At 46.1% G+C, this 22,210-nt stretch carries 19 protein-coding genes; 6 read left to right on the top strand and 13 right to left on the bottom strand.

Features of this window, described 5'->3' with window-relative positions; translation table 11 throughout:
• Nucleotides 1–27: 27 nt before the first annotated feature.
• On the bottom strand, nt 28–1,365 hold the full coding sequence (locus LS482_RS05125) for a TolC family protein (protein ID WP_233030676.1): 1,338 nt from the start codon (nt 1,363–1,365) through the stop codon (nt 28–30).
• Between the two features lie 39 nt (nt 1,366–1,404).
• Complete coding sequence (locus LS482_RS05120) at nt 1,405–2,052, bottom strand: TetR/AcrR family transcriptional regulator (RefSeq protein WP_233030675.1); 648 nt, start codon at nt 2,050–2,052, stop codon at nt 1,405–1,407.
• 256 nt (nt 2,053–2,308) lie between these two features.
• Here LS482_RS05120 and LS482_RS05115 point away from each other — a divergent pair, with 256 nt between their 5' ends.
• Nucleotides 2,309–3,283: a polyprenyl synthetase family protein gene (locus LS482_RS05115; protein WP_233030674.1), complete on the top strand. Its 975-nt coding sequence runs from the start codon at nt 2,309–2,311 to the stop codon at nt 3,281–3,283.
• A gap of 48 nt (nt 3,284–3,331) precedes the next feature.
• Here the strand turns inward: LS482_RS05115 and LS482_RS05110 are convergent, their stop codons facing one another.
• Both LS482_RS05110 and LS482_RS05105 read right to left on the bottom strand, forming a co-directional pair.
• Nucleotides 3,332–4,408, bottom strand: coding sequence for a winged helix DNA-binding domain-containing protein (locus LS482_RS05110; RefSeq protein WP_233030673.1), 1,077 nt, complete (start codon nt 4,406–4,408; stop codon nt 3,332–3,334).
• A gap of 338 nt (nt 4,409–4,746) precedes the next feature.
• The gene (locus LS482_RS05105) at nt 4,747–7,080 is read right to left on the bottom strand and encodes a TonB-dependent receptor (protein ID WP_233030672.1); all 2,334 of its coding nucleotides are present in this window, start codon (nt 7,078–7,080) and stop codon (nt 4,747–4,749) included.
• A gap of 171 nt (nt 7,081–7,251) precedes the next feature.
• Here LS482_RS05105 and LS482_RS05100 point away from each other — a divergent pair, with 171 nt between their 5' ends.
• The gene (locus LS482_RS05100; RefSeq protein WP_233030671.1) at nt 7,252–7,905 is read left to right on the top strand and encodes a metal-dependent transcriptional regulator; all 654 of its coding nucleotides are present in this window, start codon (nt 7,252–7,254) and stop codon (nt 7,903–7,905) included.
• A 3-nt stretch (nt 7,906–7,908) separates the two neighbouring features.
• Entirely contained in the window at nt 7,909–8,733 is an 825-nt protein-coding gene (locus tag LS482_RS05095; protein ID WP_233030670.1) for a ZIP family metal transporter, read from the top strand.
• A gap of 13 nt (nt 8,734–8,746) precedes the next feature.
• On the opposite strand, the gene LS482_RS05090 is transcribed toward LS482_RS05095, so the two are convergent.
• The 4 genes from LS482_RS05090 to LS482_RS05075 all read right to left on the bottom strand — a co-directional run bounded on the left by LS482_RS05090 (nt 8,747) and on the right by LS482_RS05075 (nt 12,056).
• The gene (locus LS482_RS05090; RefSeq protein ID WP_233030669.1) at nt 8,747–8,881 is read right to left on the bottom strand and encodes a FeoB-associated Cys-rich membrane protein; all 135 of its coding nucleotides are present in this window, start codon (nt 8,879–8,881) and stop codon (nt 8,747–8,749) included.
• 52 nt (nt 8,882–8,933) lie between these two features.
• A complete protein-coding gene (gene feoB / locus LS482_RS05085; RefSeq protein ID WP_233030668.1) occupies nt 8,934–11,033 on the bottom strand; it encodes a ferrous iron transport protein B in 2,100 nt (699 codons plus the stop codon).
• Nucleotides 11,030–11,275, bottom strand: coding sequence for a FeoA family protein (locus tag LS482_RS05080; protein WP_233030667.1), 246 nt, complete (start codon nt 11,273–11,275; stop codon nt 11,030–11,032). The genes feoB and LS482_RS05080 overlap by 4 nt, the downstream gene beginning before the upstream one ends.
• A 436-nt stretch (nt 11,276–11,711) precedes the next feature.
• Nucleotides 11,712–12,056, bottom strand: coding sequence for a winged helix-turn-helix transcriptional regulator (locus LS482_RS05075; protein WP_233030666.1), 345 nt, complete (start codon nt 12,054–12,056; stop codon nt 11,712–11,714).
• 131 nt (nt 12,057–12,187) lie between these two features.
• On the opposite strand from LS482_RS05075, the gene LS482_RS05070 reads away from it, so the two are divergent.
• On the top strand, nt 12,188–13,180 hold the full coding sequence (locus tag LS482_RS05070) for an MBL fold metallo-hydrolase (RefSeq protein WP_233030665.1): 993 nt from the start codon (nt 12,188–12,190) through the stop codon (nt 13,178–13,180).
• A gap of 22 nt (nt 13,181–13,202) precedes the next feature.
• Here the strand turns inward: LS482_RS05070 and LS482_RS05065 are convergent, their stop codons facing one another.
• The 5 genes from LS482_RS05065 to LS482_RS05045 all read right to left on the bottom strand — a co-directional run bounded on the left by LS482_RS05065 (nt 13,203) and on the right by LS482_RS05045 (nt 17,998).
• The gene (locus tag LS482_RS05065) at nt 13,203–13,874 is read right to left on the bottom strand and encodes an SCO family protein (RefSeq protein ID WP_233030664.1); all 672 of its coding nucleotides are present in this window, start codon (nt 13,872–13,874) and stop codon (nt 13,203–13,205) included.
• Between the two features lie 116 nt (nt 13,875–13,990).
• Nucleotides 13,991–15,343 (bottom strand): NupC/NupG family nucleoside CNT transporter, encoded by a 1,353-nt coding sequence (locus LS482_RS05060; protein WP_233030663.1) that lies wholly within the window; start codon nt 15,341–15,343, stop codon nt 13,991–13,993.
• Between the two features lie 9 nt (nt 15,344–15,352).
• Complete coding sequence (locus LS482_RS05055) at nt 15,353–15,973, bottom strand: bifunctional nuclease family protein (RefSeq protein ID WP_233031797.1); 621 nt, start codon at nt 15,971–15,973, stop codon at nt 15,353–15,355.
• Nucleotides 15,974–16,220: 247 nt separating this feature from the next.
• On the bottom strand, nt 16,221–17,189 hold the full coding sequence (locus LS482_RS05050) for an electron transfer flavoprotein subunit alpha/FixB family protein (protein WP_233030662.1): 969 nt from the start codon (nt 17,187–17,189) through the stop codon (nt 16,221–16,223).
• 62 nt (nt 17,190–17,251) lie between these two features.
• Nucleotides 17,252–17,998: an electron transfer flavoprotein subunit beta/FixA family protein gene (locus LS482_RS05045; protein ID WP_233030661.1), complete on the bottom strand. Its 747-nt coding sequence runs from the start codon at nt 17,996–17,998 to the stop codon at nt 17,252–17,254.
• Nucleotides 17,999–18,495: 497 nt separating this feature from the next.
• Between LS482_RS05045 and LS482_RS05040 the strand changes: the two genes are divergently transcribed.
• Together LS482_RS05040 and LS482_RS05035 are read left to right on the top strand one after the other, a co-directional pair.
• Nucleotides 18,496–19,473, top strand: coding sequence for a pyruvate dehydrogenase complex E1 component subunit beta (locus LS482_RS05040; protein WP_233030660.1), 978 nt, complete (start codon nt 18,496–18,498; stop codon nt 19,471–19,473).
• A 161-nt stretch (nt 19,474–19,634) separates the two neighbouring features.
• Nucleotides 19,635–22,127 (top strand): DUF5686 family protein, encoded by a 2,493-nt coding sequence (locus tag LS482_RS05035; RefSeq protein WP_233030659.1) that lies wholly within the window; start codon nt 19,635–19,637, stop codon nt 22,125–22,127.
• The last annotated feature ends 83 nt before the right edge of the window (nt 22,128–22,210 follow it).

Raw genomic sequence — 22,210 nt, 5'->3', positions numbered from 1 at the left:
TTTATGGTGTGTTTGTGTGTTCATTTGTTATTCGTTGACATTGTGTAACACGATTTCCAGTTCGGTTTTTGTATTGATAATGTCCAGCATGGACTGTAAATACTCCTGCTGGGCAGTATATAGCTGTTCCTGTGCCTGTCTCAACTCGAAGCTGGTAGCCATTCCTTCCGAAAATTTCACCTGGTTCTTGTGTTCTATGCGTTCGGCCAGTTCCAGGCTTTTTTTCTTGTTCCGGTATTGCTCCAGGGCAAACTGGTAATCGCTTCTTGCCTGTTGCAATTCGAGGTGAAGCTGTTGTTCGGTTTCTTTCAGGTTGTTTTTGGCTTTCTCAAGTTCCACTTTCATCCGCTGGGTGGCCGCACTTCGTCCCAGGGAACTGAATATGGGGACATTAAGGCTGACGCCGATTAAAGAACTTCCGAGCCATTGCTGGTCGCTTTCCAGGAAGGTGAAAGAATTACTATATGCCTGGTAGCCCCCGTTTATAAAAGCATCGAGTGTGGGCAGGGCCTTGCTTTTCTCGTATTTCAACAAAAGTTCCTGCGATCGTTTGTTGTTGGCCGCTATTTTGTAGTCGATATTGTTCGCTATGGAAAATGATTGTTCTGCCAGACCGGGAACTGTATTTTTAACCGCAAGTTCGTCCAGGTCATCGGTAAGGTTTACCTCTGTGTCTATTTCGGCCCCGATGGTAATATTGAACATTTTATAAGCAATTTCCCTCAGTCTTATATTGTTCTGCAAATTACTTTCCACTCCTGCTAATGTGATCTGTAATTGCTCTACACTTTCTTCTTCTTCCAGTCCGTTTTCGAAGGTCTTTTGAGTTTCGTATACGTTTTTTTCCAGGATCTCCTTGTTTTTTTCCAGGATATCTATGTTTTCTTCGGCGAGCAGAACGTTGCCATAGGCATCGATCACGGCCTTTTTTATATCGAGATCGGTCTTGTGCTTGGCATTTTTGGATATTTCGAGGTATACTTTGGCCGATTGCAGACCGACAATATATGAACCGTCAAATATTTTTTGCCTTAATGTGGCAACGGCACTTACATTTTGTTTGGTACCAAAAGCCACTTCTTCGAAAGTTCCCGGCTCGCCTCCGAAGATTTCAGCGGGGATCAGGGATAACTGTTGCTTTAGGTTGTGCTGATAATCGACCGCTACATCTATCTGAGGCAGTCCTGTGGAAGTGGTTTCCCACTTTTCCTTTTTAGCGATCTCAATATCGTTTTCCGCATTGAGCACGGTCCTGTTGTGCTCCAGGGCAAACCGGATGGCCTCGTCAAGCGAAAAACTCATTTTTTCCTGTGCCGTGAGGGCTACGGAAAATAAAAGCGTTAGTATTGGGAGTATGTTTTTCATAAGGTGTTAAATAGCTTTTTAATGTGTTGAAAAATACGGTTAACGGCCATTTTCTTCTTTTGTTTGTGGGGGTATAGCGCTTTTGTTTCGCTCTTTTACCAGTATTTCGTTCAGGGTGTCGATGCCCTTGGGTGTGGCGATGGCCCTGACATGATATTCCAGAAAAACATTCATCAGGTAAGGGACGGTATAGTGCTGGGGCCAGAACATGTCCTTTTCCTTGAGTCCCGTAACCCCGTTGTGATATATCTTGGATATGACTTCCACATCAAGGTTGTCCCTGTAATAACCTTGCTCCATCCCTTTCTTCAGGTTGTTGACAACACAGCCGTCCATCATGTCAAACCTTTCTTTCCGCAGGGACTCGAATATTTTCGGATAGTATTTCTGAAGCTGATAAACCGGAGATGTTTTTTCATTTTTAAGCCTTCTGAGCAAAACTTTCCGGGCCTCGTACATTTCTTCTATGGGGTTGAGCGTCCAGCTCTCAACTTCTTCGATATCTTTTGCTATAATGTTGAGAATATGTTTACAACAATGCCCAACCAGGTCCGATTTATTCCTGAAAAATTGATATACGGTCTTTTTTGATATTCCCATTTCGGCAGAAATATCATCCATGGTAACGCTCTTAAAACCGATGTTTAAGAACATTTCAGTTGCTTTTTCTATGATTTGTTCCTTCATAATCAAGGGCAAATATAAACAAAGAAACTTTAAAAACAATAAAAGTTTCCAAAGTTTACCATTCCTTAACCGGCTATGGATCATTAGTTTCTTCAAAGAAAAAGCAACGGGGTGACAGCCCTGTGTCAACAGGGAAAATTTTTTTTACACGAGGGGAGTGGTTAAAATATGTATGGGTTGTGCTAAAACGGATCAATAATTATAAATTGCTTTGTACTTTGTAGCAGGAGGTGTATTTTAGCTTAAAAATAAACGTATGTTCGCCATTTCCCGATATCAGGAAGCATTCCTGGATTACCTGAAAACCTATCCTTTTAAGAAGGAACCGGAGGGTTTATATGCCCCGGTACATTATATCCTGAACCTTGGGGGGAAACGCCTGCGCCCGGTCCTTACCCTCCTGACCACCGATATTTTCAGCGGAGACTACAAAAAAGCGCTGGATGCTGCCCTGGCCGTAGAGGTCTTTCACAATTTTACCCTGGTGCACGACGATATCATGGACGATGCCCCGCTGCGGAGAGGGATGTCTACCGTGCATGAAAAATGGGATGTCAATACGGGGATATTGTCCGGTGACGTAATGCTCGTTTTGAGTTACACGCTTTTTGGGGAGTATGATCCCGGCCTTCAGGCCAAACTGATCGGTCTTTTTAACAAAACGGCGAAGGAGGTATGTGAGGGACAGCAATACGATCTGGATTTTGAAACGCGTAATGACGTTACCCTGCCGGAATACCTTAAAATGATAGAATACAAAACGGCCGTGCTGGTCGGTGCGGCAATGCAGATGGGAGCTTTTATTGCAGAAGCGGATGACAAAGAAGCGTCTGCAGTTTATGATTTCGGAGTGAACCTCGGTATAGCGTTCCAGTTACAGGACGATTATCTCGATGCTTTCGGGGATGAAAAGACCTTCGGAAAACAGATAGGTGGGGACATTGCGGAAAACAAGAAGACCTTTTTGTACCTGAAGGCTCTGGAAAATCTTAATGGAGAAGATTCCGGGCTGTTACAAAACCTGTATGACCTTACGCCTGCGGATACGGAAGAAAAAATAAAAACGGTGAAAGACCTTTTTGTGTCCAGCGGGGCTACCGGGCTCATCCGGGAAGAAATTAAACACTACACGGAAAAAGCGTTCAAAAGTATAACATCCCTGTCTGTTGCGGAAGAAAAAAAACAGGTATTGCTGGAATTCGGGGAAAAACTAATGAGCAGGGAAGTGTAGAGGCAAAAACGGATTTTTTGCCAGCTTGTTTTCCCTGATATGCTTTTTTCAGAATTCCCCCTCAAGTTCTTTGCCCAGGAACCGGCTGAACCGTGTAAAAGCTTTTGCGGTTTGGGATGTCGGTTCTTTTCCCTTATGGTCCAGGTATCGGGTTTCAATGGAAACCGTATCTTTTTTTACAGCGCGTTTCCAGGTGCCGATCACTTTGCCGTTTAAGGTGATCACAGGATGGAAAATACCGTTATTGGACACCGCTTTGTGGTGGTGCTTCGGAGGGAGGGAGGCGGTCCTGTTTTTATAACTGATAAGGAATTCATCATAAGCGGGCAATATATGGACGGATTCCCCTGTAATATTTTTAAAGGAAAAATTATCGGGGAACAGGTATTCTTCTGTTCCGGTTTTTTCAATGTTAAAATCCGGTCTGATCATTTCCACGGCCCTTCTGGCATCTTTAACGGGCAGTCCGGACCACCAGATAAAATCCGGGAGGCCGGCCGGACAATGACTGGTAAAATATCTTGTGGCCAGTTCAGCGAGGGATTCTTCCCGGTTTGGGGTGACAGTAGCAGGCACCCGTTCGTCCAGCAGGGCATAAGTGGGTTGTTTACCCCGGAGTGCCCCGCTGCATATTATTTCGTCCAGTTCAGCGCGTATAAGCAGGTGGGAGGAACGGTTGTCTTCCGTCGGGATACCGCCTTTCCGGAGTTCGGCGACGAGTTCCGGACGCGTAAGGTGTTTTCCGTTTTCCAGTACCTTTTCCATGATACGGCGGCTCTTTTTTAAAATATCTTCCGTGAGCCCGAGTTGCTTCAACCTGGAACGGAGTGAAGTTTTTATATGCGGAGCCGTAAGTCTCAATATCCACCTCAGGTCGTCTGCCGCTACCATGTGCCATGTAGGTCGCAGCAAATGCGTGCGGATAATATCTCCCCGATTGATGGCTTCGTCAACCGTTTTTTCGGTGATTTCCGGTAAGCGGACACCCAACGCCCATTTTATCATGTTGGGGTTCTGGGCCTGCATGGCTCCCATGTAGCTTACAAGGTCTTTTATGGTCGTGTTTTTCTTTTTTGTAAGGTGCTGGCTGAACAGCCGGGCGGCAGGAATGTCGGTAGGGGGCATGTCTCAGTTTTTTAATAGGGTTAATGGAACTAAGATACCGAAATTATCCTTACTTCAAAGACAAAAATCAGCCGGGGAAACATCCCCCGGCTGATTAGAGCGGCCGGACCGGAAAAATTGTACAGGCATGGCTTTTGAACCCGGTAACCGGTCCGGACCTGTTGGACAAATTGGTAATGTTACCTCATTTGATCATGGAGTAATGCACCTTTTGCTGTTGATCGGTATTCCTGTTTTACTCACTAAGTGAGATTTAAAATGCTCAGACGCTTGCGTCGAAATGCTTTTTTTCGGGTTTTCCGATTTATACCTCGTGGGCTTGCCCCGAGGTAGTTGACTTAAAGCAATCCGGTGCCTATTTTTAACCCTACGAAAAAAGTCCTGGGACGGGAAGGGCCGTAAATATAATTGGCATCCCGGTCGGGCCCGCGGTCAAAATCATCCTGGTAACTGTTAAACACGTTTTGTATCCCGGCATTGAGCTGGAACTGAAAATCGTTATCAAGGTCAAAAGTATACCCCGTCTTCAGGTTGAGTTCAAAAAAGTCCCCGGTTTTTTCCAGCCTGTTGGTTTCTATAAATCCCGCTAAATGCGGCACGTACATGGAGCCCGTATAAACTCCGGAGAGGTTGTTTTGCCATTTTTCTACCGGGGCGTATGTAAGCACAAAATTTCCATACACATTCGGAGATTTAAAAAAGCGGTTGGCCTTATCGGTAATGGCGCTTTCATCTTCCGTCCAGTTAACGGGTTCATCATATGCCGAATATTGCACGGTTCCTCCCATTTGCATGATCCATTTTTCGTTCGGTGCATATTTGACTTCCAGGTTCATCCCGTAAACATCCGCGCCGGGACTGTTCTTTTTGATGTATATGAACTGGCCTTCGGATGGTGTAATACCAAGCCGGTCAAGCTCTTCCTGTGAAGCCTGTTCAAGTACAAAGGGATCGTTAAGACGGGTATAAAATCCTTCAACGGTGATTCCCGCATCGCTGGCAAGGGTCGATCTGCTCCAGTCGGCCGACATGAGGAAGCTATGGGAAGTCTCCGGTGTAAGGTCCGGCGCAAAACGTACAAAAGAAACCTCACCCGCGGCGAGATTGGAATGCAGATCTTCCGTAAAATATTGCTGGGCCCTGAATCCGCGTGCATAGCTTGCTCTTAACTGTAGATTATCGGAAACGCTGTACAGTATATTGGCCCTGGGATTGAGGTGTACATCTTCTTCTGTAAGGTTATGGAAGTCTGCCCGCAATCCGCCGAGGAATTTTAGCCTGGGGCTGATTTGCCATTCCTGTTGGGCATAAAAGCCGTATATCCTTACGGTCTGGTCAATGAATGCATTAAAACCCGGTTTGGCGTCTTTGGCCTGGTCGTATTTGTATTCCAGTCCTCCGGTAAAGGTGCCTTCCCCGCCGAGGAATTTATCCATATGCCGGCTGTATTGGGAGCCGAACACCCAGGTGACGTCTTTGGAATGCCCGAATCCCCTGGTACTTTCTTCGAGGGTTTCCCCTTTTCCGCCGTAAAAATTTTTGTTTTTGGATTGTTGTGTGGTGGCGTAGACCGAAAACTTGTCCCTGAGATTGGCCCCGTAGGCTTCGTAAGTAAGCCCGCCGCTAACCACATCCGATTCGATCTGTTCCGTGATATCCGATTCGTAAGGCTGGAGGGAAAGGTTGTTTCCCCCACGCCTGAATTCATTGATGGTGTAAAAATCCAGGGAAAGTTTACTCCTTTCGGAAGTTTTGTAAAAGCTGTTGAATCCGAAGGTATTGTTTTGCATGGTGGTTATCTCCGTAAAACCGTCGCCGTCCACGTCATGGGGGTCTCGGTCGCGGTAGAGGCCGTACAGGGTTATTCCCGATTTGTAATTGTCAGAGACCAATGTACCGTTCAGGGTAACCGCCCTGTCCGGAGATTCGCCTTCAATGAAGGCGAGGTTGCTTCCTGCCTGGAAGCTGTTTTCCGTGGGTTCTTTGGTGATAATGTTTATGGTTCCGGCAATGGCATTGGAACCGTAGAGGGCCGAACCGCCGCCCCGCACTACTTCGATGCGATCTATGATATTGGCCGGGATCTGGTCCAGGCCATAGACGCCGTTCAGTGCGCTGAAAGTGGGCTTGCTGTTAATGAGTATTTGTGAATAGGCCCCGTTAAGCCCGTTGATCCGTACCTGGGAATAACCACAGTTCTGGCAGTTGGTTTCCATACGAAGGCCGGGTTGAAAATTAAGTCCCTCGGAAAGGGATACGGACTGTGTGGCCTGGAGGACTTTGTCGTTGGTAACGCTTACAATTACCGGGGCTTCTTTGCGGTTTTGCCGGTTCCTGGAAGCCGATACCACAACCTGGTCCAGGCCAAGAACATCTTCCTGTAATTCGAAATTGACCGTAAGTATCTGGTGTTCGTTGAGCGTGATCTCTTTTTTTATGGTTTTGTACCCGAGGGCCTGGGCTACAATGACATGTTTTCCGGGAGGGGCCTTTAACTCATACCTGCCTGTGTCATCTGTAGTAGTACCGCCTTTTGTGCCTTCCAGATAAACGCTTACATAACTCAGAGGGCTTCCTTCGTGGGTTATCGTTCCTTTGACAGCTTCATTGTGAACACCGGCCCGACATAAATTTATGCTGAGAAGGATAATAAAAATGTAGTTGAATTTCATACTGAAGTGATTTTATTGCTACTAAGTTGCAAATATAATGCAATATGCATCATATGCAACTTGGTTGCAATTTCAATGTGATTTGTTTTACTTTTGCTTAAATAAAAATTTAGGCAAAGCTAAAAATTTATTTTTCAAAATAAAAATGTATTTTTGCGCAAATAAAATTTTATGACTTTATCGGAAGAGAATTATCTGAAAGCCATATATCACCTGAGCAGGGATGCCAGGGAAGCGGTATCAACCAACGCCATATCCGATGTTATGGAGACCAAGGCTTCTTCTGTAACGGACATGGTGAAGAAATTATCGGAAAAGAAATTGGTGAAATATAAAAAATACCAGGGGGTAACGCTCACCGAAGAAGGAAGGCAATATGCAGTGAGTGTTATCCGTAAGCACCGTTTGTGGGAGGTTTTTTTGCTGGAAAAACTCAATTTTTCATGGGATGAAGTGCACGATGTAGCGGAACAACTGGAACACATAAAATCGGACAAACTGATCGAGGAACTGGATGTGTTCCTGGATTATCCCACGGTAGACCCTCACGGTGACCCCATACCGGATAAACACGGCAATATACAGCCTTCGTCGAAGGTACTGCTTTCTACCTTAAAACAAAACGAAAAGGGTGTGTGTGTAGGAGTTAAAAATTCCTCGAAAGAATTTCTCCGGTATCTGGACAAGCTCAAAATCTCCCTCGGGGATGAACTGACCGTTATGTCTAAGGAACCCTTTGATAATTCCATGCTGATACGTATTAATGATACCAAAATAAACGTGTCGTCGTTGACGGCTACGAATCTCTATGTAAAAAAGATGTAATATATGTTTGACAAGGTAATTACCTATTTTGAATCTATGGACCCCGTTATCGGGGCCCTGTTGGCCACCACTTTTACGTGGCTGCTCACTGCTGCGGGAGCTGCACTGGTATTTCTTTTTAAGGGGATGAAGCGAAGCGTCCTGGACGGAATGCTCGGTTTTACCGGAGGGGTGATGGTTGCCGCCAGTTTCTGGAGCCTGCTTGCCCCGGCCATTGAAATGAGTGAAGGTGAGGGTTTTGCCAAGGTATGGCCATCGGCAATGGGGTTTGGTCTGGGTGCCGTATTCCTGTTCGGGCTGGACCGGTTGCTCCCCCATTTGCATATCAATTTTAAGGAAAGCAGGGCCGAAGGGGTGCATACCGGGTGGCACCGTACAACATTACTGGTTTTGGCCATTACCTTGCACAATATTCCCGAAGGACTGGCAGTTGGTGTACTTTTCGGAGGTGTCGCCGCGGGAATTCCGGAAGCGTCGATTGCCGGAGCTGTTATTCTTGCGCTCGGGATAGGCATCCAGAATTTTCCCGAAGGGATTGCGGTCGCCATGCCCTTACGGCGGCAGGGGATGAGCAGAAGGAGGAGTTTCTGGTATGGACAGCTTTCTGCCATCGTAGAACCCGTGGCAGGAGTAGTGGGAGCACTTGCCGTTACCTTTTTTACTCCCGTATTGCCCTATGCCTTGGCTTTTGCGGCAGGAGCCATGATATATGTTGTAGTGGAAGAAGTGATACCCGAAACCCAGTTGGATAAATATACGGACATCTCCACCCTCGGTTTTATAGGAGGGTTTATCATTATGATGTCACTGGATGTGGCCCTGGGTTAAGGACCGGTATATATTAATGACATCCGCAATCGGCACCGCCGCCACAGGCTTTTTTGCTTTTCTTCTTCGGAAAGAAAAACTTTTTTATCAGAAAACCTACGGCAATGGCCAGTGCGGTATAGACTAATATGGTTTGTATGTCGGGCATAGCTGTGCTGCTAAAAGGGTTTTATTTTTTTATTTGAAACGGGCGTGTGGTTCTACTTTAGCAACTGATATGCAATAAGCGCTGTGATATAGGCAAAAACGCTCATGGAAACCAGTTGGGCCATAGGCCATTTCCAGCTGTTGGTCTCCCGCTTTACAATGGCCAGTGTACTCATACACTGCATGGCAAAGGCATAAAAGAGCAATAATGAAACGCCCGAAGCCAGGTTGAACAATTTGCCTCCCGTTTTTGTGTTGACTTCTGCCGCCATACGGTTTTTAATGGTATCTTCTTCGTCACTGCCCACACTGTATATGGTGGCCAGTGTACCTACAAATACCTCCCGGGCTGCAAACGAACTCACAAGGGCAATTCCTATTTTCCAGTCATATCCGAGGGGCTGTATGGCAGGTTCAATGGCTTTGCCTATGATACCAATATACGAATTTTCCAGCTGATAAGAGGCAATCTCGGTATTTAGATTTTCTTCGCTTATCGTTTCGTTCCGGTGTTTTTCGGTTACGATCTGCGCGGCGTTGTCAAATCTTTCGGAAGGACCGTTGGAGGCCAGGAACCAAAGGATTATGGATATGGCCAGAATGATTTTTCCAGCGCCAAAAACGAAACTCTTTGTCTTTTCCACAACGGTCAGCGCTACATTTTTCAGGAGCGGGATCTTGTAGTTGGGCATCTCCACCATAAAGAACGACTTTGTCCGTGTTTTCATGACCTTGTGTAATATATAAGCCGATCCTACCGCGGCAATAAACCCGATGAGATAGAGGGCCATGAGCATCAGTCCCTGATAGTTGAGTCCCATGACATTTTTGTCCGGGATAACCAGGGCAATGATAATAAGGTAAACGGGCAAACGGGCGGAACATGTCATAAAGGGGGTTACCAGGATGGTGATGAGCCGTTCTTTCCAGTTTTCGATATTCCGTGTGGCCATTACCGCGGGAATGGCGCAGGCTGTTCCTGAGATCAGGGGCACCACACTTTTACCACTGAGCCCGAAGCGGCGCATACTGCGGTCCATTAGAAAGACCACCCGGCTCATGTAACCCGATTCTTCGAGTACGGCGATAAACAGAAAAAGAAAGGCGATCTGCGGTATAAAAATCACTACGCCCCCTATACCGGGTATCAGTCCTTCTGCAATGAGATTTGTAAATACACCGGCCGGTAAAGTAGCCTTGGTCCATTCGCTGAATGATGCAAAGGTCCCGTCGATAAAATCCATGGGATAGGTACTCCAGTTAAATATGGCCTGGAACATTACGAGAAGTATGGCAAAAAAGATCATGTAACCCCAGACCTTGTGGGTCAATATCCTGTCCATGGAAGCTCTGAGTCCCTTGGCTGCATGTGCGTCGACTTTATATCCTTCCTTCAGTGTATTGTTGATGAACTGGTACCGGAAAATGGCCTCCCTTTGCTGTAACCGTTTGAGTTCAGACCGGGATTTGGTATTAAAAGATGAAGTGTCCGGAACCGTATGACGGTTGAGTTGGACAAAATTAGCATCCTGGGTGATAACCAGCCATAACTTGTAAAGCTCCTGATCGGGGAAGGCATGCTGAAGGTTTCTGAAATATTCCTTGTCCACCTCGGAAGCATTTACACAGGGTTCAACCGGCAGTTTCCGGTAGTCGAGGATGAGTTCTTTTATCTTGTCAATTCCGGTGCCTTTACGTGAACTTACCAACGCTATTTTGGTGTTCAACTGTTTTTCCAGGGTGTCTATGTTGAGGGAAATCCCTTTCCTGTCCATCCGGTCTGCCATATTTATGGCCAGAATCGCGGGGATTTTCAGGTCTTTGATCTGGGTGAAAAGCAGGAGGTTCCGCTTCAGGTTTTCCACATCCGTGATAACGACCGCCACATCGGGGAAATCCTTGTCGTTTTTATTGAGCAGTAGCTCTATGACCAGATTCTCGTCCAGGGAAGTGGCATTGAGGCTGTAGGTGCCGGGAAGATCCAGGATATGTGCCTTAACCCCCCTGGGGAGCCTGCAGATACCTTCTTTTTTCTCTACGGTGATCCCCGGATAATTACCCACTTTCTGATGCAGTCCGGTGAGCTGGTTAAAAACCGAGGTCTTGCCTGTATTCGGATTCCCTATGAGTGCTACTTTTATCTGTTTGCTCATAATGCCCGGGTTTCATTAAGTTTTTCAATTTCTATGAGCAGGGCGGTCTCCCTTCGTATAGAAAAAAAGGAGCCGTTAATATTGAGGTACAGCGGGTCTTTGAACGGTGCAACCTGTAACAGTTCCACCTCATTCCCGGGAAGGCATCCCATTTCAAAGAGTTTTACCGGAACAATATCTATGGGGATATCCTTTATGATTCCCTTTTCGCCGCGTTTGAGATGTGCTATGGTTGTTTTCAATTTTTATTTAGAATGATTTTAATTAGCCAAAAATAGTATAAAAAGTTAGCTTAGAAAAATGGGTGTTAATTCTTAAAAAGTACAAGTGTAGTAAAAAATACGTGATTAACAGGGGATATGCGGGATTTTGTCAGGAAAGAGCAAGGGGAAATTTAACATCTTTTTAGGGTTTGAAAATCCCGGAAATCACTGTTTGGGGGAAAATAACCGGGATAGGAAGTTTACCGTCTGCAGATAAACAGCGATTGTTGATTTCCCTTTATTTTTATTATCGGGTTAAAAAAAACCTGCGATTTCATTGTAGTTATGTTTCTGTAAATTTTAGCCGGGAATACACGGATATACCCATTACTCGTGGCAAAACGGACTTTCGGTCTGTCAAAGACCTGTGTGTTTCTAATCCATAGGTTAGTTTTTTTATTGTATCCGTTTTACGTCAGCACTTTATGGCTGCTGCTTTTTCTTTGGCCATTTGTTGCTCTCCCCATTCAGATAGGTGTCGGATGAACGGAATGAGTTCCTTTCCCGTTTCCGTAAGGGAATATTCAACTCTGGGAGGTACTTCGTGGTATACTTTCCGGTTTATGAGCGCGTCTTCCTCCAGTTGCCTCAGGGTTTGGGTGAGCATTTTGGTCGTAATATCCCTTATGGCCCTGCGGAGTTCACCGTAACGCAGTACCTGGTGGTGAAGATACCACAATATTCTCCCTTTGTACTTTCCGCCTATTCTCCGGAAGGCATAATCTACAGGGCAAACGGCGTCGTTTACTTTTTTTTGCATTTTTTGATATTTTAATTTACTGATTACCAGTAATAGTTACTTTTTCGTCTGTAAGATACTAAAAAGTACATACTTGTGAAAGGTAAACTATTGGGATACTTTTGACAAAGTATAAGATCAAAATAAATATTATGAACAGAAGGCAATTATTAAAAACAGGTGTACTTGCAGGCGGAATGTATGCATTTCCGGGAGCAATGGCTTTTGGAGGGAATATACCGGAAAAAGGAGTTGTGGAAAATGTGGGGCATATTAAGGTCCGACTGGGGGAATTGGAAATTTTTCTGTTTTCCGATGGTCACATCACACTTAAAAATCCACAACCCGTCTTTGCCCCGGGCGTTGATCCGGAAGAGGTCAGGAAGGAACTGAAACGGGTTTTTCTAAAAGAGGACCGCCTGGAAGGTGCCATAAATGTGATGGTTATTAAAACCGGGGAACGGCTGATCCTGATAGATACCGGTAGCGGTTATCACTTTGGTGAGACCGGGGGACGGTTGTTACATAATTTGAAGAACACGGGAATAGCTCCCCGGGATGTTACGGATGTGTTTATTACTCATGCACATGTCGATCATATAGGCGGAATAGTGGATAACGAGGGAAAAACGGTCTATCCGGATGCAAAATACTATATCGCGCAAAAGGAATACGATTTCTGGACATCGGAAAAGCCGGATTTCTCAAAGAGCAAAAACCCGGAAAATCCCGGAGAGAGTGTTAAGCTGGCAAAGCAAGTGTTCCGTGCCATCAAGAATAAACTGATAAAGTTTGACTATGGTGAAACCCTGTTTTCATGCATAACGCCCGAACTTGCGGAAGGACATACGCCCGGCCATACTGTTTTTACCGTCTTTTCCGGAGATAAGAACATAAAACATATTGTAGATACCGTACACACGCCGCTGTTGGTAGCCAGGCCCGAATGGGGAACACAATGGGATGTGGATTTTATTCAGGGAGTTAAGGCAAGAAAGCTGATACTGGAAGACAATTACCGGAAGGGTACCCTGGTTATGACCACACATTTGCCCTGGCCCGGGCTGGGATATATCGGGAAAAACGGCAATGACTATCAATGGGTACCTTTCCCTTATTTTACGCCGAATGAAATTATACTGTAACAGGAACAGGTTATGCGCTGGCCTATTTGTCTTCCGCTTTTAATACCTCGAGGTCGTGCATTAGTTTATCCATGTCTTCGTCTTTGGTGCCGTCGTAAAAACCGCGGATACGCCTCTTTTTGTCCACCAGAATGAAATTTTCGGTGTGTATCATGTCGTAAGGTCCCCCGTCGCCATCGTTCAGGACGGCGAGGTAAGACTTTCGCGCCAGTTCGTAGATCTGTTTTTTGTCGCCTGTGACAAGGTTCCATTTTTTGTCGTTCACTCCTTTTTCCAGGGCGTATTTTTTCAGTTGCGGTACGGAATCGATCTTCGGGGTTACCGAGTGGGAGAGCAGCATTACATCATCATATGGCATAATCTCCTTTTGAATGTCCACCATATTGTCTGTCATTATGGGGCAGATGGAAGGGCAGGTGGTGAAGAAGAAATCGGCAATGTATATTTTGTTTTTGTAATCTTCCTGCGTAATGGTATCCCCGTTCTGGTTGATAAGCTTGAAATCGGCAATGGTATGGTATTTCTTTACATACCGGATGGTGCTGTCCACCAATGCCGCCTTTACCATGGACGGTTGATATATGGGGAGCATTTCTTTCGGTTTCAGGGCATTGTAAAACAGTGTGATGATAATGGCCGAAAGTACGAGAAGGGTAATGCCCAGGTATTTGAATTTGCTGAAAAACCGCAACATGGCGTTTGTTTTTAGTCTCGGGGTACAAAATTAATAAATTGCGGGCTAAAAGGGCCGTAAATCCCTGTTTTAACATTACAACAACATCTTTTTGGCATTATTATACCTTTTTGAGGTTATCCTACGATCATCCCGGCGAGGGTTGCCGAGAGCAGGGAGGCCAGCGTACCTCCCAAAACGGCTTTCATCCCGAATTCCGAAAGGGTTTTGCGTTGTCCCGGTGCCAGGGAGCCGATGCCGCCTATCTGAATCCCGATGGAGGCAAAATTGGCAAATCCGCACAGCATGTACGTGGCCATGATCACCGATTTGTTGTACGTAAAATGCATGGATTGTGAAGCATCCTTCAACTGGGCAAGCTGGATATAGCCTACAAATTCACTGGCAGCGAGCTTAACGCCGAGAAGTTGTCCCATAAGGGCCATGTCTTCCTTGCCTACGCCTATGAGCCACATGAGGGGAGCAAAGACATAACCCAGTACGAGCTCCAGTGACAATTCGCTGTAGGGAGTGTGCTCTGCCACCCACTGATTGATATGGCCTATTTCTCCCAGTTTCAGCAGTCCGTAATTGATCATGGCTATAAAGGCTACAAATACGAGGAGCATGGCAGCAACGTTGGCTGCGAGTTTTAACCCTTCCGTGGTACCGGTAGCCATGGCGTCCAGGAAATTGGAACCTATGTTCTGTTTGGAGACCTCTACAACCTGGCTTACATTCTCTGTTTGCGGAACGAGTATTTTGGAGACCACGATCGCCCCGGGAGCAGCCATGACCGATGCGGCCAGCAAATGCCGGGCAAACTCCAGTCGTAGTGCTTCGTCCGATCCCCCGAGAAAACCGATATAGGCGGCGAGTACTCCTCCTGCTACCGTGGCCATACCACCTATCATGACCAGTAATATTTCGGAGCGGTTCATTTTCTCCAGGTAGGCCTTGATCATCAGGGGAGACTCGGTCTGACCCAGAAAAATATTTCCGGCAACAGAAAGGCTTTCCGCCCCTGATATCCTCAATATTTTGGTAAGCAGCCACGCCATCCCTTTAACCACTTTTTGTATCACCCCGAGATAAAATAATACCGAAGTAAGCGCAGAAAAGAAAATGATTGTCGGCAGGATCGTGATGGCAAAGTTGAGCAGGGGGCCTTCTATTTCATTGGTGGAAAAGGAACTGAAGAGAAATTTGGTCCCGGCCTCCGTAAATGTGAGGATCTTGTTGAAGGCTTTTCCCAGAACGGTGAATATTTCCCGCACCAGGGGAACTTTTAAAATGCCGATGGCCAGTATGAGTTGTGCCAGCAGACCCAGCCCCACCGTACGCCAGTTTATGGCCTTTTTATTGCTGCTGAACAGATAGGCAATGGCAATCAGCACAATCATGCCCAGTGCCCCTCTTCCCAGACCGTACAAAGAAAAACCCTGGCTGGGTTCTATAACGGTGGGGAAAACAAGTAAAGATTTATGCATGTGATACGATTATTTTTTGTCCCGCTTGGAGATCTCATCCCTGAGTTTTACGGCTTTTTCATAGTCTTCGCTGGCCACTGCGTTTTCCAGCATTTTGTGTAGTTCCTGAAGTGTGAGGCCGCTGTAATCTTCCGAAGCGGCGGAAGTTTTTCCCTTGCTGGCAACGATATCTTCCGAGACAATATCTTCTTCTTTCTGGTCTTTGTCCTTGGGCGAGAAGCTGAGGTAGATGCCTGCCTTGTCAAGGATGTTTTTATACGTAAAGATGGGGGCATTAAAGCGCAGGGCCAGGGCAATCGCATCACTGGTACGGGCATCGATGATCTCTTCGATCTTGTCCCGCTCGCAAATAATGCTGGAATAGAAAACCCCGTCTACCAGTTTATGGATGATCACCTGTTTCACGACAATGTCAAACCGGTCTGCAAAGTTTTTAAAAAGGTCGTGGGTTAACGGTCTGGGAGGTTTTATTTCTTTTTCAAGGGCAATAGCAATGGATTGTGCTTCAAAAGCACCGATGACGATCGGCAGTTTACGGTCGCCGTCAACTTCGTTGAGAATAAGTGCGTAAGCCCCGTTCTGGGTTTGGCTATACGATATTCCTTTTATGTTTAACCTGACTAAACTCATATGTATATACAACTGGGCATAAAACTTTTTCATCGCAATTTGCTTAGGCAAAGATGAAAAAAAATCGCGCGAATTCCTCACTGACGGCCCCGGAATTTATGTTTTTCAGGAACAAAGCCCGGAGTGCCTGCCGGTTTGTCCTGATATAGCCGGGAACGGTTGTTACAGGAGAAAAATAAAAAAAGGCTGCCTGAGTGGGGCATATCCCGAATTCAGGCAGCCCTTCAAGGGCACAATTTACCAAAAATTATGAGTTTTGTGCTTTAAATTCTTTTAATTTTTCAATGAGTGCGGGCACGACCTCAAAGGCATTGCCTACAACACCGTAATCGGCTGCTTTGAAAAAAGGAGCTTCGGGATCGGAATTGATCACTACTTTTACTTTGGAGGCATTGATCCCCGCAAGGTGTTGAATAGCCCCGGAGATCCCGACGGCGATATAAAGGTTGGATGCTACGGGTTTCCCGGTTTGTCCCACGTGTTCGCTGTGTGGCCGCCAACCCATGTCTGATACCGGTTTGGAACAGGCGGTTGCAGCACCCAGTACATCGGCGAGTTCTTCGATCATTCCCCAGTTTTCCGGGCCTTTCAGTCCGCGTCCGCCGGAAACCACGATTTCGGCATCGGCAATGGTGACTTTTCCCGTGGTTTTGTCCGTCGCTGTTGTTTTTACGGCAAAGTCCCCGTCATCCAGGGACGGAGAGAAAGCTTCTTCGGCAGCGGCACCTTCGGCCTCCTTCAACCCGAAAGAATTTTTGGAAAGACCGATGAGTTTTACATCGGTACTGATTTCCGTGATGTTAAAGGCCTTGTTGGAAAATGCTGTCCTTTTTACCCGGAAAGGCTCCATACTTTCGGGCAGTGCTACCACATTGGGGGCATACCCTGCGTTGAGTTTGACCGCCAGTACGGGTGCGAGGTATTTGTCGTTAGCACCGGAACTGATGATCACCGTTTTGGCTCCTTCCTTTTCTGCGGCCTGTCCGATAACGTCGGCATAGGCCCTGGCATTGAAACCGGATAGTTTGTCGTCTGATACGTTCAGCACCTTGTCTACACCGTATCTTCCGAGTTCGGAGTTGTTTTTGGCATTTATGGCGACGGCCGTTACCGTGTCTCCTGTTTGTCCGGCCAGCGACCTGGCATAAGAAGCCACCTCAAACGCTGTCTTTTTGAATTTTCCTTCTTCAGATTCCGTATATATTAAAATTGGCATTTCTTTTCTGTTTTTTGATGTTTCCGGTAATGATTTAAAAGATGTTTCGGAGAAGCTCGGACTTAAATCACTTTTGCTTCGTCGTGTAACAAGCGGATCAGTTCGTCGAGGTTGTCGGGTGACACCAGTTTGACTTCTCCCTTGGGGGCCGGTTTTTCAAACTTTACGGCAGCAGTTTGGTTTTGGGCTTCCGCAGGTTCCAGTACGGTGAGCTGCTTTTTTCTGGCCATCATTATACCGCGCATGTTAGGTATGCGCAGGTCACTTTCTTCCACCAGGCCTTTTTGTCCGCCAATGATCACCGGCAGTGTGCATTTTACGGTTTCCTTACCGCCGTCTATTTCCCGGGTGGCTGTGGCTTCGTTGCCTTCGACTTCCAGTCCGATACAGGTGTTTACAAAGTTAGCTCCGGTAAGGGATGCCAGCATACCGGGTACCATTCCGCCGTTATAATCTATGGATTCCCTGCCTGCAATAATAAGGTCATACGAACCTTCTTCTGCTACGCGGGCCAGTTGTTTGGCCACAAAAAACCCGTCGGTGGCCTCGGCGTTTACCCTTATGGCCTCATCGGCACCTATGGCAAGGGCTTTCCGGAGGGTGGGCTCGGTTTCGCTTCCCCCCACATTTACCACGGTAACCGTAGCGCCCTGTTTCTCTTTGAACCACATGGCCCGGGTAAGGCCGAATTCGTCATTCGGGTTGATGACAAACTGTACACCGTTGGTGTCGAATTTGGTGTCGTCTTCCGCGAAATTGATCTTTGAGGTAGTATCCGGAACGTGACTGATACATACTAATATCTTCATGTTTCTGTTTTTTGGGATTAAACCGAAGATAAAGGAAGAAAAAAACACTTCAGACTTTGGTCTTCGGGCTTCTGTCTTGTTTGATTTTAATGTGGTTACGAAGATAGAGATTATTTCCCAAATATACTATGCGTGCATAATATTTTTTCGGAAGAAATTTTTATTTTTCCGTCTCCCGGAAAGGAGGTCTTTTGTCGTGGCAGGGGCAAAAAGGGGCATGTTGCCCGGTTATATGCACATTTGATCCGCGAAGCAAAACAAGAAAGGCCGAAACAGTTATAAAATTTATGAAAATGCAGGCTGTAGAATTTTTAATTATTACTATTTTTGCTTCGCTTTGGATAATGAGTTGGTGAGTTTTGGATACTGTTGGGGTTGTCAGGGATATATAAAATATTTCGGACCCCGGGACTCCGGGACTAAAAAACTAAGAACTATTCAGCTAAATATCAAAAATTGCGAAAAAGTTTAAATTAGTTCAATATCATATACAGTACATGAGAACAATACAATTTAGAGAGGCCGTTGCCGAAGCCATGAGTGAAGAAATGCGAAGGGACGAAACCATATACCTTATGGGAGAGGAAGTGGCCGAATACAACGGTGCGTACAAGGCTTCAAAAGGAATGCTCGACGAATTCGGGCCCGAAAGGGTGCTGGACACTCCCATTTCCGAACTCGGTTTTTCCGGAGTCGGTGTGGGGTCGGCAATGAACGGGAACAGGCCTATTATCGAATTCATGACCTTTAACTTCTCGTTGGTGGGGATCGACCAGATCATCAACAACGCGGCCAAGATACGCCAGATGAGTGGCGGACAATTCAATATTCCCATTGTATTCCGCGGGCCCACGGCTTCTGCAGGACAACTGGGAGCAACGCACTCACAAGCCTTTGAGAGCTGGTTTGCCAACTGCCCGGGACTTAAAGTGGTAATACCTTCCAACCCGTATGATGCCAAAGGATTGTTAAAGTCTGCCATCCGTGATGATGATCCTGTTATCTTTATGGAGTCGGAACAAATGTACGGGGACAAGGGGGAAGTGCCGGAAGATGAATACACATTGCCCCTCGGTGTCGCGGATATCAAAAGGGAAGGCTCCGATGTAACGATTGTTTCTTTCGGGAAAATAATTAAGGAAGCCTACAAGGCGGCAGACGAACTGGCCAAGGAAGATATAAGTTGCGAGATCATTGACTTGAGGACCGTATGTCCGATGGATCACGATGCCATACTGAAGTCGGTTAAGAAAACAAACCGGCTGGTAATACTGGAAGAAGCATGGCCCTTTGGTAATGTTTCCACAGAGATCACCTACCAGGTGCAGTCGCAGGCATTCGATTACTTGGATGCACCGATCGTAAAGATCAATACGGCAGATACTCCGGCGCCATATTCCCCGGTATTGCTGGCAGAATGGTTGCCGAACAAGGATGATGTGATCAAAGCGGTTAAGAAAGTTTTATACCAATAAAATAGTTTTTTTTGCGTTATATAAACTTCACCGATAGCTTTGTTGTTGGTGAAGTTTTTATTTTAAAGGCATTGCCGGTTCGTTCGGGAAAATCAGGTTGTGCAGAAAAGCGTTCGGATAGGGTATATGTCTCTTGTGTGTTTTAGGACTTAAATTTTACTATGAAGAAACTTTTAGCAGGTATATTCCTATTGTTTGCCATGATAACAAATGCCCAGACCAAGGTCAGTGGTATTGTGGTGGATGAATCAGGGGCCCCGGTCCCTTTTGCCAATGTACTGTTTAAGGATTCTTCGGTAGGGACGATAACTAATGACGACGGAAGGTTTTACCTGGAATCTGAAAAGAACTTTGCCACCCTGATCATTTCGTTTGTAGGCTATGCCACCCGTGAAATAGAGCTGGAAACGAAAGTGACCTATAATATGGAAGTGGTGCTGGAGGAAGGCGAGCAGCTCAGGGAAGTGGTGGTTTATACGGGGAAGCAACCCAAGAAGAACAATCCGGCAATAGACCTGTTGCGAAAAGTTCTCGAAAGGAAAAGGAAAAACGGCGTTCATGGTTTTGACCAGTACCGGTATGATAAATATGAAAAGGTAGAGTTTGATCTGAATACCATAGACAGCAGCCTTATGGAAAGCAAACTCTTTAAGGGGATGGAGTTTATTTTCGATCAGATGGACACTTCGCGGATCACCGGAAAGACCTATCTCCCCATTTTTATCAACGAGGCCTTTTACGAGGTTTACGGTGATAATATACTGGACAAGGAAAAACAGAAACTCATAGGGAATAAAAATTCCGGCTTCAGTACCAACCAGAATATTATCTCCTTTGTGCAGGACCTGTATACCGATTATGACATATACAAAAGCTATATCAAGTTTTTTGACAAGAGTTTTGTGAGCCCGATATCGCGGGTCGGGATCGATACGTATAACTATGTGCTAACAGACAGCACTTATGTAGACAATAAATGGTGCTACAATATTATCTATTATCCCCGGCGTAAAAACGAACTTACCTTCAAGGGCGATTTCTGGGTGAGCGATACTACTTATGCCGTTAAGAAAATCAACCTGCAGGTTACCAAAAGCGCCAATATAAACTGGGTAAAGGAAATTTATATAGAGCAGGAATTCGATGTGCTCAACGATTCGGTCTTTTTGCTGACCAGGGATTATATGATGAGTGATTTCAGCCTGAGAAAAAAAGAGGAATCACGGGGTATTTACGGGAAACGGACCACCATATATGACAATTACGTGTTTGATGAGGAAAAACCGAAATCGTTCTACAATGAAGAAGTAGACCGTTTCGATGCCCGGGTTTATGAGCGGGATGACGCGTTCTGGACAACGAACAGGCTTGAAGCCCTGAACAAGGACGAATCGGGGATATACAATATGCTCGATACACTGAAGACCGTGCCCAAGTTCAAACGGCTCTACGGTATAGGGGAAATACTGGCTTCGGGATATGTAGAGATCGACAAGTGGAATATGGACTATGGCCCTATTTTTTCCACATTCGGTTATAACGATGCCGAAGGTGTACGTATCCGCGGCGGAGGAAGGACCTATTTCGGCCCGAATGACATGTGGCGAATAGAAGGCTTCGGTGCCTATGGTTTCAGGGACAAGAAATTCAAGTACGGCATATCGGCCAAATGGCTGCTCAACCGGAAGAACAGGCTTGTCATATCTGCAGGGAATCGCCGGGATGTTGAGCAGATAGGCGTAAGCCTTACACCGAACAACGACGTACTGGGCAGAAGCTATGCCTCGTCTTCCGTATTTACGGTAGGGGCCAATGACAAACTCACCAATATTAACCTGACCACGGCCAATGTTGAGGTGGAACCTGTTAAAAACCTTCGGTTTAAGGTCGGGGGGTCCTTCCGTACATTGCGTTCCGCGTTGCCGGATGTCTTTAGTCTGGATTATGTAGATCCCGGTTCCCCGACCGGAATAGCTTCACAGGTAAAACAAATGGAATTGACCACTTCCCTGGAATTCACTCCGGGGCGAAGAACAGTAGGCCACGGTGTGGAACGAAGGGATGTTAATGACGAATATGCCCGGCTGTTTGTCAACTACGCCAAAGGGGTGGACGGTTTTCTCGAAAGTGATTTTGATTATGAAAAAGTACAGTTCTATTTCAGGAAGCCCTGGAGTGTAGGCGGACTGGGGCGGCTTTATACCACTTTAGAAGCCGGTAAGACCTTCGGGGAGGTTCCGCTCGGGTTGTTGAGTGTCGTCCCCGGAAACCAGACTTATTTTTCCATTTTTAATACTTTTCCCAACCTCGATTTCTACGAGTTCGTGACCGATACTTATGTGTCGCTCCACCTGGAACACAACTTTAACGGAAGGCTGTTTTCAAGGCTTCCCCTGATACGGAAATTGAATCTTCGTGAAATTGTCGGCATAAGGGGAGTCTGGGGCGAACTTTCGGAAGAGAACATAGCACTCAATCAGCCTACGAATCTTGTCCTCAGGGCGCCTTCGGAGAAAGTCTATTGGGAATATTCTTTTGGGATAGGAAATATTTTCCGGGTATTCCGTATTGATTTTAACTTCCGGGGCAACTATCTGGATCTTCCCGACGCACGGCCATTTAGCGTTACCGGGACGTTCGGGTTTCACTTTTAGTTTTTCAGACCGGTTATTTGAGGTGTGAAAGAAAGAATACAGAGAAAACTTACGTTAACCGAAAAATAAATTGTGTTTTACAG

The sequence above is a fragment of the Sinomicrobium kalidii genome (assembly GCF_021183825.1).
Lineage (GTDB): Bacteria > Bacteroidota > Bacteroidia > Flavobacteriales > Flavobacteriaceae > Sinomicrobium > Sinomicrobium kalidii.
Note: the sequence above shows the minus strand (reverse complement) of the source record. Positions and strands in the feature narration are given on the sequence as shown.

Coding starts and splice junctions, on each gene's coding strand:
- LS482_RS05125 (WP_233030676.1), bottom strand. CDS start 1,365: ATGAAAAACATACTCCCAATACTAACGCTTTTATTTTCCGTAGCCCTC.
- LS482_RS05120 (WP_233030675.1), bottom strand. CDS start 2,052: ATGAAGGAACAAATCATAGAAAAAGCAACTGAAATGTTCTTAAACATC.
- LS482_RS05115 (WP_233030674.1), top strand. CDS start 2,309: ATGTTCGCCATTTCCCGATATCAGGAAGCATTCCTGGATTACCTGAAA.
- LS482_RS05110 (WP_233030673.1), bottom strand. CDS start 4,408: ATGCCCCCTACCGACATTCCTGCCGCCCGGCTGTTCAGCCAGCACCTT.
- LS482_RS05105 (WP_233030672.1), bottom strand. CDS start 7,080: ATGAAATTCAACTACATTTTTATTATCCTTCTCAGCATAAATTTATGT.
- LS482_RS05100 (WP_233030671.1), top strand. CDS start 7,252: ATGACTTTATCGGAAGAGAATTATCTGAAAGCCATATATCACCTGAGC.
- LS482_RS05095 (WP_233030670.1), top strand. CDS start 7,909: ATGTTTGACAAGGTAATTACCTATTTTGAATCTATGGACCCCGTTATC.
- LS482_RS05090 (WP_233030669.1), bottom strand. CDS start 8,881: ATGCCCGACATACAAACCATATTAGTCTATACCGCACTGGCCATTGCC.
- feoB (WP_233030668.1), bottom strand. CDS start 11,033: ATGAGCAAACAGATAAAAGTAGCACTCATAGGGAATCCGAATACAGGC.
- LS482_RS05075 (WP_233030666.1), bottom strand. CDS start 12,056: ATGCAAAAAAAAGTAAACGACGCCGTTTGCCCTGTAGATTATGCCTTC.
- LS482_RS05070 (WP_233030665.1), top strand. CDS start 12,188: ATGAACAGAAGGCAATTATTAAAAACAGGTGTACTTGCAGGCGGAATG.
- LS482_RS05065 (WP_233030664.1), bottom strand. CDS start 13,874: ATGTTGCGGTTTTTCAGCAAATTCAAATACCTGGGCATTACCCTTCTC.
- LS482_RS05060 (WP_233030663.1), bottom strand. CDS start 15,343: ATGCATAAATCTTTACTTGTTTTCCCCACCGTTATAGAACCCAGCCAG.
- LS482_RS05055 (WP_233031797.1), bottom strand. CDS start 15,973: ATGAGTTTAGTCAGGTTAAACATAAAAGGAATATCGTATAGCCAAACC.
- LS482_RS05050 (WP_233030662.1), bottom strand. CDS start 17,189: ATGCCAATTTTAATATATACGGAATCTGAAGAAGGAAAATTCAAAAAG.
- LS482_RS05045 (WP_233030661.1), bottom strand. CDS start 17,998: ATGAAGATATTAGTATGTATCAGTCACGTTCCGGATACTACCTCAAAG.
- LS482_RS05040 (WP_233030660.1), top strand. CDS start 18,496: ATGAGAACAATACAATTTAGAGAGGCCGTTGCCGAAGCCATGAGTGAA.
- LS482_RS05035 (WP_233030659.1), top strand. CDS start 19,635: ATGAAGAAACTTTTAGCAGGTATATTCCTATTGTTTGCCATGATAACA.